The sequence below is a fragment of the Nocardioides sp. TF02-7 genome (assembly GCF_022437945.1).
Taxonomy (GTDB): domain Bacteria; phylum Actinomycetota; class Actinomycetes; order Propionibacteriales; family Nocardioidaceae; genus Nocardioides.
On sequence record NZ_CP092535.1, the window covers coordinates 4628160 to 4639562 of the forward strand.

Annotated in this window: 10 protein-coding genes; 2 read left to right on the plus strand and 8 right to left on the minus strand. The window is 71.7% G+C overall.

All coding sequences use genetic code 11. The annotated features are described in order from the left end of the window. The first annotated feature begins 11 nt into the window (after positions 1-11). The gene (locus MF408_RS24050; RefSeq protein WP_240249678.1) at positions 12-599 is read left to right on the plus strand and encodes a nucleotidyltransferase domain-containing protein; all 588 of its coding nucleotides are present in this window, start codon (positions 12-14) and stop codon (positions 597-599) included. Positions 600-1026: 427 nt separating this feature from the next. After that, the gene (locus MF408_RS24055; RefSeq protein ID WP_275693290.1) at positions 1027-2712 is read left to right on the plus strand and encodes an ATP-binding cassette domain-containing protein; all 1686 of its coding nucleotides are present in this window, start codon (positions 1027-1029) and stop codon (positions 2710-2712) included. Between the two features lie 26 nt (positions 2713-2738). Here the strand turns inward: MF408_RS24055 and MF408_RS24060 are convergent, their stop codons facing one another. The 8 genes from MF408_RS24060 to MF408_RS24095 all read right to left on the minus strand — a co-directional run bounded on the left by MF408_RS24060 (position 2739) and on the right by MF408_RS24095 (position 11209). Next, positions 2739-3995 (minus strand): threonine/serine exporter family protein, encoded by a 1257-nt coding sequence (locus MF408_RS24060; protein WP_345893981.1) that lies wholly within the window; start codon positions 3993-3995, stop codon positions 2739-2741. 57 nt (positions 3996-4052) lie between these two features. After that, positions 4053-6215 carry a beta-glucosidase gene (locus MF408_RS24065; RefSeq protein WP_240249680.1) on the minus strand — a complete coding sequence of 721 codons (2163 nt, stop codon included), beginning with the start codon at positions 6213-6215 and terminating at the stop codon, positions 4053-4055. An 80-nt stretch (positions 6216-6295) separates the two neighbouring features. Beyond that, the gene (locus tag MF408_RS24070) at positions 6296-6940 is read right to left on the minus strand and encodes a TMEM175 family protein (RefSeq protein ID WP_240249681.1); all 645 of its coding nucleotides are present in this window, start codon (positions 6938-6940) and stop codon (positions 6296-6298) included. A gap of 158 nt (positions 6941-7098) precedes the next feature. Continuing rightward, entirely contained in the window at positions 7099-7632 is a 534-nt protein-coding gene (locus MF408_RS24075; RefSeq protein ID WP_240249682.1) for a GNAT family N-acetyltransferase, read from the minus strand. A 67-nt stretch (positions 7633-7699) separates the two neighbouring features. Next, a complete protein-coding gene (locus MF408_RS24080) occupies positions 7700-8815 on the minus strand; it encodes a class I SAM-dependent methyltransferase (protein WP_240249683.1) in 1116 nt (371 codons plus the stop codon). A gap of 92 nt (positions 8816-8907) precedes the next feature. Then, the gene (locus MF408_RS24085) at positions 8908-10524 is read right to left on the minus strand and encodes a LuxR C-terminal-related transcriptional regulator (RefSeq protein ID WP_240249684.1); all 1617 of its coding nucleotides are present in this window, start codon (positions 10522-10524) and stop codon (positions 8908-8910) included. A 65-nt stretch (positions 10525-10589) separates the two neighbouring features. Continuing rightward, positions 10590-10925 (minus strand): transcriptional regulator, encoded by a 336-nt coding sequence (locus MF408_RS24090; protein ID WP_240249685.1) that lies wholly within the window; start codon positions 10923-10925, stop codon positions 10590-10592. Next, entirely contained in the window at positions 10922-11209 is a 288-nt protein-coding gene (locus tag MF408_RS24095) for a hypothetical protein (protein ID WP_240249686.1), read from the minus strand. The genes MF408_RS24090 and MF408_RS24095 overlap by 4 nt, the downstream gene beginning before the upstream one ends. Positions 11210-11403: the final 194 nt, after the last annotated feature.

The window sequence follows — 11403 nt, forward strand, 5'->3', positions numbered from 1 at the left end:
ATTCTGGTCACGTGGACTTCGGTGAGCCCTTCGGTGGCCTGATCCCGGGAGCCCGCGGCGCCGTGCTTGCGGTTCTGCTGCGTACCGGGGCAGCGCTGACGGGTCGGCGCATTCATGCGCTTGCAGGAAACCACAGTCTGGGCGCCGTCCAGCAAGCCCTCCGGGATCTCGAGCGGATCGGCGTCATCACCAGCGAGACGATCGGTCGTGCTGGCGTACACCGCATCAACGAGAACCACGAGTCCATCGCTCCTCTGCGCGCCCTGTCGAGCCCGATCGAGATGCTGACGCGCGTCGTACGCGCGACTGCACCGGATGTCGACGCGGTCATCGTGTTCGGATCCGTCGCGCGCGGCGAAGCAGGCGCCGACAGCGATATCGATCTCGTGGTGATCGCATCCGAGACGTGGGATGGTCGAGCTGACCTTCAACAGCAAGTACAGGAGCGACTCGGCAACGACTGCGACGTACTCCACCTGACCCCCGAGGACTTCGCCCGGCCGCCGAACGAACGAGAGCCTGTCGTCGCCGAGGTCCTTCGTGATGGCTTCGCGCTGGTCGGCACCATGCCGCGCCCCAACAGGCGGAAGGCGTCATGACCTCGGCGGAGAACACGAACTACGCCAAGCGCTACCTCCAGAAGGCCGTGGAGGATCTACTTCCGCCGCTAGACAGGAGAACTGCGGACAGCGCTCGGGAGCCGGTCCGAGGCAGCATCAGCCGAGAAAGCAAACTCCCCCATCGATCGGTGCCGACTCGGCACATGACCTGCGTGCTGCGGTTCACCGAGAAATCCGGTCGCTCGGGGCCGGATCGTCCCCTACGCTGCCGCCGATGGGAACTCTGAAGAGCACGACCGGGACGCTGCGTCCCTCTCGCCACCGCTGACGCCCTACCTTCTATCGGCGCCGGTCGGCGTACGTCGCAGCGGGTCCTGAGCGCGTCTCCTCCCTCGAGGCGGCGTGAACGACCACCTTCGTCCTCTTCGACGGGCCGCGCCTCGACGCGCCCGGATCGGATGCTCCGATGACCACTGCTGTTCCCACACCCACCCAGATCTCCCTCGCCGGGGTGTCCGTGCGGTACGCCGACCGCCTGGTGCTCGACCGCGTCGACCTCGCCATCCGCCCGGGTGAGCGGGTCGGCGTCGTCGGCGACAACGGGGCGGGCAAGTCGACGCTCCTCGCCGTCCTGGCCGGACAGGTGACACCCACCGCCGGTGACCGCCGCGTGGAGGTGCCGGGCGGCATCGCGCACGTGGGCCAGACGCTGGACCTGCCGCCCGCCACCACCGTCCAGCAGACCGTCGACCACCTGCTCGCCGACCTGCGATCCCTCGAGGCCGAGCTCCGTGCAGCCGAGGAGGCCATGGGCCGCGTGCCAGAGTGCGACCTCCCTGCCCTGCTGGACCGATATGCCGCACTCACCACGACATACGAGGCTCGTGACGGCCACGCCGCCGACCTGCGGGTCGAGGCAGGGCTGACGGCGTTCGGCCTGGCCGGACTCGACCGGGAGCGACCGATCGGCACCATGTCGGGAGGTCAACAGGCGCGGCTCGCCCTCGCCGTCGCGCTGGCCTCGTACGCCGAGCTGCTCCTGCTCGACGAGCCGACCAACGACCTCGACGCCGAGGCGCTGGCCTGGTTGGAGGACCGGCTCACCCGCCACCGAGGCACCGTGGTGGTCGCCACCCACGACCGGACGTTCCTCGACGGGCTCACGTCCACCATCGTCGAGCTGGACCGCGGGCAGGCACGTCGCTACGGCGTCGGCTACGACGGCTACCTCACCGCCAAGGCCGTGGAGCGCGAGCGGCAACGGCTCGCGCACGAGCGGTGGCGACGCGACCTCGAGCGGCATCGGACGCTGGTGGCGACCACTGCCGCCCGGGTCGAGGCGATCCCGCGCAAGCTGGAGCTGGACGGGTTCGGCCACGGCGCGTTCCGTGCCCGGAGCCGCGACCACGGGTCGATGGGCCGGGTCCGCCGGTCCAAGGAGCAGGTCCGCCGCCTGCTCGCCGACCCCGTCCTCCCCGCCACCCGAGCCACTCGCCCTCGCCGCCGGGTTCACAGCGCGCTCGGATCGGTCACCGGAGGAGCCCGAGGTGCTGGTGGCCGACCTCCTGGTCGACGGTCGTCTCAGCGTGTCCACGCTGCGCCTGGGCCGCGGCGAACGGTTGCTGGTGACGGGCCCGAACGGCGCGGGGAAGAGCACCCTCCTGCGCGTGCTCGCCGGGGAGCTGCCACCCACCGCCGGGACGGTGCAGGTCCCGCGCGCCATCGGCCACCTGGCACAGGGATTGACCCGCTGGCCCGAGGGGACGACGGTGCTCGCCGCGTACGCCCACGGGCGGGACGGCTACCCCGAGGACCTCGCCGAGGAGCTGCTCGCGTGCGGACTCCTCCACGCCGACGAGCTGCACCGTCGGGTCGCGACCCTCTCGGTCGGTCAACGCCGCCGCATCGATCTCGCCCGAGTCATCGCGCGGCCCGTCGACCTGCTCCTGCTCGACGAGCCGACCAACCACCTCTCGCCGGTCCTCGTCGAGGAGCTCGAGCAAGCCCTGGACGACTACCCGGGCACCGTCGTCCTGGTGACCCACGACCGACGTCTCACAGCGCGTCTCGGCTCACGGGAGCTGCGACTTCAGGACGGGCTCGCCATCGACGTCGCCCGTTGAAGGAGCGGGTCTCCCGCGCGCTGGCGTGACCGCATGCAGATCCATGCTCCTGGGATCACTCCGTTCGCGCCCGTCGCAGGCGGGCGATACGCCGTGCGGCGTCGCGGCGGTAGCGACTCCAGCTCTCGACAGCGATGGAGCCGACGGCGACACCGACCCCGATGCAGAAGGCGGTTCCGAGGGCCTGCCCGCGGAGGGCTTCGCGGGCGGACTCGGTCTCGGCGAGCAGCGGGATGAGGGTCGCGGGTGCCGGCAGGAGCGGGAGGATGGCGGGGACGAGCCAGAGGGCGGCGGGCTTGGTGGAGCGTTGGGCCAGGGCCTGCCCGGTGGCTCCGATGACCAGCGCTGCGAGGAGGGTGCCGGCCAGCGGGTCGATGTCGGTCGTGCCGCCGCCGATCCCTCGGGTGACGAGGACGGCGACGCACCCGAGGAGTGCCGCTGGAGCCAGCCCGCCGGCGGGCACGCCGAGCTGGCAGGCGTAGAAGAGCACGGCGACGGCACCGGCGCAGGCGAGGACCGGAAGCGGGTACACCTCGGGGCCGGCGGCGGTGATCGTGAGGTGGACGTCGAGTTGTCGGCCACCGGTCAGGACGAGGCCCGCGGAGATCGCGACGGCCGCGCCGAGGAGGACGACCTCGACGAGCCTGGTGGTCCCGGACGCGAGGGCGCCGTCGAGGAAGTCGCGCATGCCGGCCACCAGGACCGCCCCGGGAAGGAACCGGAGCAGGCTGCCGGTGAGCACGAGCCCACCTTGGATCGGCACGCCGACCGCCACGAGCAGGACGACCGCGACGGTCGTCGCCGACACCCCGACGGCGACGCGGAAGAAGGCGCTGAGCTCGCTGCGGTCGATGCGTTCGAGCGCGGGTTGGACGGCCAGGCCGATGCCGAGGGTGGCGAGCGCGTCGTACCAACGACCGCCGAACATGACCGTGACGGCCATGGACAGCAGGGCCGGAGCGGCGAAGCCCAGCCAGCGCGGGTACGGGTACGGACTCGCACCCGCCTCGGCCAGCCGCTTCTCTGCCTCGGTCAGTGTGACCTCGCCTCGCGTGATGGCCTCGGCCAGCTCGGCAGCTGCCACGAGCCGGTGGTAGCCCGGGTCCCATCGGCGCACCGCCTCCACCGCGGTGATCGCCTCGGCGCTGTCCTCGGCGACGTAGGACACGGTGAGGGAGGTGTAGCTGACCATCACCACCGCTCGTGGGGCTTCGTAGGCGCCCAGCACCCGTCGCAGGCTGGCCTCGACCTCGTTGGCCTGCGCTCCGCTGGCGATCATCAGACGACCCAGCCGGAGGACCAGTCGCAGGATGCGTCGCCGGTCCTCGGGACTCGGTTCGGTCTCGGCCGTGGCTCGTGGTCCTTGCGCTCAGCTGCCGAACAGTGCGTCGGTCAGCGTCGTCTCGGCGACGAGCTCGCGACTGTCGGCCGACCGGCCCACCGCGACCTGGTACGTCCCTGTGGTGATCCGCCACTGGCCGGCGGTGCCGTCGAACCGGGCGAGCAGACGCGGCTCGGCAGTCAGCGTCAATCGACGCGACTCGCCGGGTTGCAGCTGCACCCGCTCGAAGCCGAGCAGCCGTTGCCGCTGCTCGCCGGCCGCCTCGGTCAGGTACAGCTGGGGTACATCAGCACCTGCGCGGTCGCCGGTGTTCGTGACCGTGAACGACGCGGTGACGGTGTCGCCGCCGGTCACCTCGAGGTCGCCGTACGCGAACGTGGTGTAGCTGAGGCCGTGGCCGAAGGCGTACGTCGGCGTCGCGCCGGTCCTGGCGAACCAGCGGTAGCCGACCTCGGCGCCCTCGCCGTACTCGATCGTCACCGGCGTTCCCCACGGCGTTCCCAGCCCCGGCAGCTCCGGCCGGGGTGTCTGCTCGAGGCTCTCCGGGAAGGTGACCGGAAGCCGGCCGGAGGGGTTGACCGCCCCGGTGAGCACCTCGGCGATCGCCCGACCGCCGGCCTGTCCGGGGTACCACGCCTCCACGATGGCCCGCACCTTGTCCCGCCACGGCATGGACACCGGGTTGCCGGTCTCCAGCACGACGATCGTGTTCGGGTTCGCGTCCGCGACCGCCTCGATGACGGCGTCCTGGCCCCACGGCAGGGAGAGGTCGGCGCTGTCGAACCCCTCGCCCTCGACGCGGATGCCGAACACGATCACCAGGTCGGAGCGCTTCGCCGTCAACGCCGCCTCGGCCGGCGTGTAGCCGGGATCGAAGTCGAGCTGCGCTTGGGGCAACGCCTTCGCCAGCTCCTCCAGCGGAGACGGAGGGAACAGGAACAGGTTGCGGTGCCTGCCCATCACGCCCGCTCCACCGATCTTGATCACGCCGGCGAAACCGCCGACCGGGGCCACCGCGCCCGAGCCGGTGCCGCTGACGATCCCTTGCTGGGCGTAGCCACCGATGACCGCGACCTTGAGCGGCTCGTCGGTGGGGATCGGCAGCACACCGTCGTTCTCCAGCAGCACGATGCCTTGGCGCGCCCCCTCCAGGGCGATCTGGTCGTGGAGCTCCATGTCGACCTCGGGCGCCGTCCCCCACTGGTCGACGCCGACGGCGAACAGCGAGCGCAGGATGCGGCGGACCATGTCCGACAGCCGCTCCTGGGGCAGCTCGCCCCGGGCGTAGGCATCCCTGAGCTCGTCGGTGAAGGGCTGCTTGCCCCAGAGCAACGTGTCGCCCTGGATGCCCGACTCCTGGTCGAGACCGTGCAGCGCGAACCGCCAGTCCGGCGTCGCTCCCCAGTCCGACATCACATAGCCCGGGTAGCCCCACGCGCCCTTGAGGACGTCGTTGAGCAGGTGGTGGTTGCCGCCGGCGTACTCCCCGTTGACCTTGTTGTAGCCACTCATGATCGCGCCGGGCTGGGATCGCTCGATCGCGATCTGGAACGTGAGCAGGTCGGACTCGCGGTGCGCGTCGGGGTCGATGATCGCGTCCAACCAGTGGCGGTTGGTCTCGTTGCAGTTGAGCGTGTAGTGCTTCAGCGTCGAGACGACGCCCTGGCTCTGGATGCCGTTGACCTGCTCGGCCGCGAGGACTGCGGACAGGTACGGGTCCTCGGAGAAGTACTCGAAGTTGCGGCCGTTGCGCGGGTCGCGCGCCAGGTTGCAGCCGCCGGCGAGCTGCACGTTGAAGCCGCGGGCCCGCGCCTCGCGGGCGATCGCCTCACCACCCTGACGGACCAGGTGCGGGTTGAAGCTCGAGCCCAGCGCGATCAGGGACGGGAACGCCGTCGCGCCGGGATCGTCGGGACGGTATCCCGGGTTGGTGATGCCCATGCTGGCATCGCTGCTCTGGATCGCCGGGATGCCCAGACGCGGTACGCCTGGCGTGTAGCCCGCACTCATGTTCGTCACGTCGTCGGGGATGCGGGGGTCGCGCGTGCCGGCAGCCGCGCTCCCCGGCACTTCGCCGAGGACGCTGATGATCAGTGAGAACTTCTCCTCGTCGGTCATCTGCTCCTCGACCTCGCGGCCCCTGCGGTCGGCCTCCGAGCTCTCCCTCTCCGCGGCCAGCTTCGTCGTCATGACCGCGCCTCCTTCGGTTCAAGGATCTGCCAACGGAATTATGGCTGCCGACCCTCCGCTCGCGCACCCCCTGCTCCGGGTTACCCGACCGAGGTGCTCCGCCTGCGGAGCAGGTGCACTGGCGCCAGGTAGAAGACGGCGATCGCGAGGTAGCCGAACACCGCGGCGACGGGCAGGAACAGCCCGAGGACGATCATCACGGCGTAGAAGGCCAGGCCGGGGGTGAGCCGACGCGTGACGACCGACGTCTCGTGGCCGGCGGCGTCGCGCTGCACCAGGGCTCGGCGGCGCGCGTAGGACCACAGCACCGAGAGCAGCGACGCGGCCGCCAGCAGGCTGCAGCCATAGAGCGTGGCCGCCACCTTTCCACCAGCGTCGTGCCCGATGGTCTGGGCCAGCAACCGGGTCGGGAACGGCAGGAAGCCCACGACGAGGAGCAGCAGGAGGTTCAGTCGCAAGAACAGGTCGTCGACGTGGTGCAGGTAGTTCGTCATCGCCGAGTGCCCCAGCCAGACGGCGCCGACGGTCGCGAAGCTGACGACGTAGGCCAGGTACGACGGCCACTGGTCGCCCACCGCGCGGAGGAGGTCGTCCTCGGATCCGGCCGGGACCGAGATCTCGAGCACCAGCAGCGTGATGGCCACGGCGAACACCCCGTCGCTGAACGCCTCCATCCGGGTGGTCCGCAGGGCTGAGAAGCGGTCGTCGTCGGCGTCGCTTGGCATGGCTCCTCCGGAAACGGTCGGCCCCGACGTCCGCGGACGGGGCTCCTCCTGGGCGGACTCCCTCGATGGTCCGCCGCGAAGCCCGTTGTCGCCAGGGTCCGGCGAGCTTTTTCTCCTCCTGGGAAGGATCTATCCGGAGAGCGAACCGGACCTTGCCGTCAGGGGAGGTAGGGGTTCGCCACCGAGACCGGGTCGGACCTCAGCGGCAGCACCATCGCGATCTCCGGCACTCCCTCGCCGTCGCCGTCGGTGCGGACCAGCCGACGCTCGGAGGTGGGGCGGAACCCGAACGAGCTCGCGAACGCCACGGCCGGGCCGTTGTCGGAGCCGACCCAGAAGTAGAGGCGCCGACGCTCGTCGGCACGGGCTCGCTCCGAGGCGGCCTGCACCAGGTCCCGGGCAACGCGGTTGCCCCGGGCGTCGGGTCGGACCCACAGGCCGTAGATCTCGCCGAGCTCGGGGTCGTCGCGGTGGAGGGCGAGCCCGACCAGGCCGACGGTCCTGCCGTCGCGCTCCGCGGCCAGCCACGGGCCCTGCCGGGTCCGCTCGCGCCACGCCTGCTCGTCGTACTGCTTCTCGTCCTCGTAGCTGGCGACGAAGCTCTCCGGGGACTCGCGCAACGCCGCGAGCCGGAGGTCCCGGCACAGCGGCCAGTCGGCTTCGTCCAGGACCCGCACGCGAGTGTCGCTCATGCCGCCATGCTGGCACAGCGCCCCGCGTCGACGTCCTCGAGTGCGGGTGGCGGGCGGTGCCGGGTTGTCAGCGACGCGCCACGAAGTACGCGTTGATGAAGTCCTCGGGCACCGACGCCAGGCGGACGTCGGAGAAGCCCGCCTCGGCCAGCATCCGCAGTGCGGTGTCCACGCCCCAGACGGTGCCGAGCCCGTCGCCGTCCAACGCCAGCGACACGGTCATGCAGTGCATCGTGGACACGGTGTAAAGGAACGGGGCCCACGGGATGTCGAGGTTCTGCGCCACGTCGCTCGAGGCGCGCATGTCGATCATCAGGAAGACACCGTCCTCGGCCAGGTGAGCAGCGACCTCGGCGAGCACCGTCGCCGGGTGCGCCTGGTCGTGGATGGCGTCGAAGGCGACGACGAGGTCGAACGTGCCGACGTCGCTCAGGTCGGCCACGTCGCGCACCTCGAACCGTGCGTTGTCGAGGCCCCACTGCCGCGCCTCCTCCCGTGCGACCGCGATCGCCGGGTCGGAGAAGTCGTAACCGACGAACTCGCTTGCCGGGTACGCCCGCGCCACCAGGTTGATCGCGTGCCCCTGGCCGCACCCCACGTCGGCAACCCGGATGCCCGCCTCGAGACGGTCGTGGAGGCCCGGCACCAGCGGGATGGTCCGCTCGAGCAGGGCGGCGTCGTTGACCCGGGCGCTCTGCTCGGCCATCAGCTCGTGGAACCGCTCGTACGCCGCGTAGCCGACGCCGCCGCCCTCGCGGAAGCACTCGACGACCGGGTCCTCCACCTGGGCGAGCAGCGGCACGAACTGCATGAGGGACGCCAGGTTGTCCGGTCCCGCGGCTCGGGTGAGGACGGCTGCGTGCTCGGCGGGCAGCAGGTACGTGCGCCGCGTGGCGTCGTGGGTCACGATCCGCGCGGTCGTCATCGCGCCGAGCCACTCGCGGACGTATCGCTCGTGCAGCCCCGCGGCGGCGGCGACCTGGGCGCTGGTGGCCGGTGGCAGCCCCGCCATCGCGTCGAACAGCCCGGTGCGGTGGCCGATGCTGGTCATCAGTGCGGTGGAGCCCGCGCTGAGGATCCCGAAGAGCTCCCCGGCGAACTCCTGCACCCGCTCCGGGTCCGGTTCGCCGCCGCGCAAGCTCGCAGCAGGGGCCGTGGTGCCCGTCGTCGTGTCCGTGGTCATGATGGTCCTCCCGTCGAGGTGGTCGTCCCTCGACGCTAGGAACGCGACCTGCCGGCGCGCATCGGTCGAATTGTGCAACCGCGACGAGTGCGCTACACGACGCCCCGGGCGCGGGCCCACGCCACTGCCCCCGTGCGCGACGACGTCCCGGTCTTGAGGTAGACGTTGGCCAGGTGACGCGCGACCGTGCGCTCGCTGATGCCGAGGCGCTCCCCCACCGCGCGGTTGCTGGCGCCGGTCGCCACCAGCGCGACCACCTCCCTCTCCCGTGGCGAGAGCTCGTGCGGCCGCCGGCGGGGTCGTCGGGCCCGCAGCCGTTCGAGATCGGTGCGAGCATCCAACCGGGCGAGGAGTCGTTCGGCCTCGTCCCGCTCCAGCTCGGCGGTGTCGTGGTCGCCGAGGGCGTCGCATCCCTCGGCGATCTCCAGCCGCACCCGCGCGACGTCGTACGGAGCATCCATCGCCTGCCACCGGCTGCGCGCCTCCCGCAGCACGGCGAGCGCCTGGCCGTGGCGCCCCTGGGCGCCCAGGACCACGCCACGCCAGGTCAGCGCGGCCGCGCGCCAACCCGGGCTCGCATGCTGGTCCGCGACCCGCTCCAGCTCGTCCGCGCAGGACGCGGCGCAGTCGACGTCTCGGCCGGCCATCGCCACCTCGGCCAGCGCGACGAGCAACGGCGCGCGCCGCAACGGCGTACGCTCCGCGGCCAACGCTGCCCTCAGGATGGACGCGGCGACCCGCACGTGCCCTCTGGTCAGGTGGAGCAGGGCAAGGCCCGGCAACGGGTCGCGGCCGAGCTCGTGGGCTCGCCGGTACGCCTCCTCGGCGGGCTCCAGTGCGCCGCGCAACCGGTGCAGCTCGCCCAGCCGGTAGTGCGCCTCGGCCGCGACCGCGACGTCCAGGTCGACCAGGTCCGCCGCGGCGCGCTCGGCCTCCTCCTCGGCGCGGGTCCACTCACCCCGGACCTCCCACAGCTGCACACGGTGCACGCGACAGATCCCGGTGAAGATCACTGCCGGAGCGTGATCCCGACACCACTCCTCGGTGAGGGCGGTCCAGTGCTGTGCCCGCGGCAGGTCGGCGAGCTCGTGGCACAGCTGGATCATGCGGCAGTAGAGGTTGCCCGACCACTCGGGACGCACGAGCCCGGCACGGACCGGGATCATCGCCTCGTCCAGCCAGCGACGGCCCTCCGCGATCCTCCCGGCCCGCACCGCCAGGGCTCCGAGACCGAAGAGACCGTGCGCCTCCAGGGTGGCGTCGCCGTGACGGTTCCCCAGCTCCAGTACCCGGCGGGCGAGCTGCTCGGCCCGGACGTCGCCGGCCGCGATCGCCAGCTCGAGGTCGACCGTCAGCAGGTAGCCCCGCTCGGGCGCCTCGGGCACGTCGTCGAACAACCGGCGCGCTCGCGCCAGCCAGCTGTCCGCGTCCTCGCGACCGCGGATGCCCTCGCAGTAGCCGATCAACAGCGCCGCCAGGGCCGCCCCGGTCACGTCGCCCGCCGTCAGCGCGCGTCGGTGCAGCTCGATGTTGAGCAGGACGTTCTCCTCGGCGAGCCCGAGCCACCAGCAGGCCGACGCGAGGTCGGCGAGGTCCGTGGGCGCAAGCTCTCCTGCGGCGCGGAAGTTCTCCCGCGCCGTGGACCAGTCGCGCCGGTCGAACGCCTCGCGCGCTGCCCGGAGCGTGTCGTCCTCATCCGTCGCCGCCACTCATGCCCATGATGCCAGCCCGGCGCCGCCTGACGACACCTGCGGCGCGGCAGGACGAAGGTCGGCTACCGCTGGTCCGCGGCACTTGCAGTGCCGTCGTCACCAGGGGCGACGCCCTCGCCGAGCATGGCGAAGAGGGCGGCGCGGTGCGCCCGGTAGGCCCGGCCACCCTCGCTCGTGATCGCGTACGTCGTGGTGGAGCCGGGCCCGCGGCCGTGCTTGCCGACCTTGACGTAGCCGACCGACTCCAGCGCCGACATCTGTCTGGACAGGTCCGAGTCGGTCAGGTCCAGCTGTTCCTTGAGGAATCGGAACGTGGCGTACTCGGTGTTCGCCAGCAGGGCCGTCGCCGCGAGCCGCTTGGGCGCGTGGAGGACCGGGTCGAGGTCGCGCAGGTTCACGCCAGCCGCTCGCGCACGGTGGCGGCCGCGCGCTCGTAGCGCACCTGGTAGAGCGACAGCCCACCGGTCACGAGCACGAAAGCGGTGACCGCGGCGGCCGGGACGCCGGCCGACCACATCACGACCGCGACGACGCCTGCGATCGCCACGGCTCCGACGGCGTAGTGGCGGTACTCCCGCCGGATCTCAGGGGGCGGCGTGCCACGGCCGGGCATCGGCAGGGCGCCGTACCGACGGGTCAGCCACCCGAGGAGCGCGCCCACGCCCGCGGAGAGGACGACCATCGCAGCGACGAAGGCCAGCTCGCTCTCACGCCAGAACGCGAAGGCCCCCCACGTAGGCGGCGAACCAGGCGCCGAACAGCGGGGCGACCCACCGCGGCGCGGGTGGCACCCCGACGTAGGGCGCGGCCTCCGCGCGCAGGAGCTCACGGACGTGCTGGGACGGGTCCGGAGAACTTTCCACAGTTGCAAGTATA

Coding starts and splice junctions, on each gene's coding strand:
- MF408_RS24055 (WP_275693290.1), top strand. CDS start 1,027: ATGACCACTGCTGTTCCCACACCCACCCAGATCTCCCTCGCCGGGGTG.
- MF408_RS24065 (WP_240249680.1), bottom strand. CDS start 6,215: ATGACGACGAAGCTGGCCGCGGAGAGGGAGAGCTCGGAGGCCGACCGC.
- MF408_RS24070 (WP_240249681.1), bottom strand. CDS start 6,940: ATGCCAAGCGACGCCGACGACGACCGCTTCTCAGCCCTGCGGACCACC.
- MF408_RS24075 (WP_240249682.1), bottom strand. CDS start 7,632: ATGAGCGACACTCGCGTGCGGGTCCTGGACGAAGCCGACTGGCCGCTG.
- MF408_RS24080 (WP_240249683.1), bottom strand. CDS start 8,815: ATGACCACGGACACGACGACGGGCACCACGGCCCCTGCTGCGAGCTTG.
- MF408_RS24095 (WP_240249686.1), bottom strand. CDS start 11,209: ATGGTCGTCCTCTCCGCGGGCGTGGGCGCGCTCCTCGGGTGGCTGACC.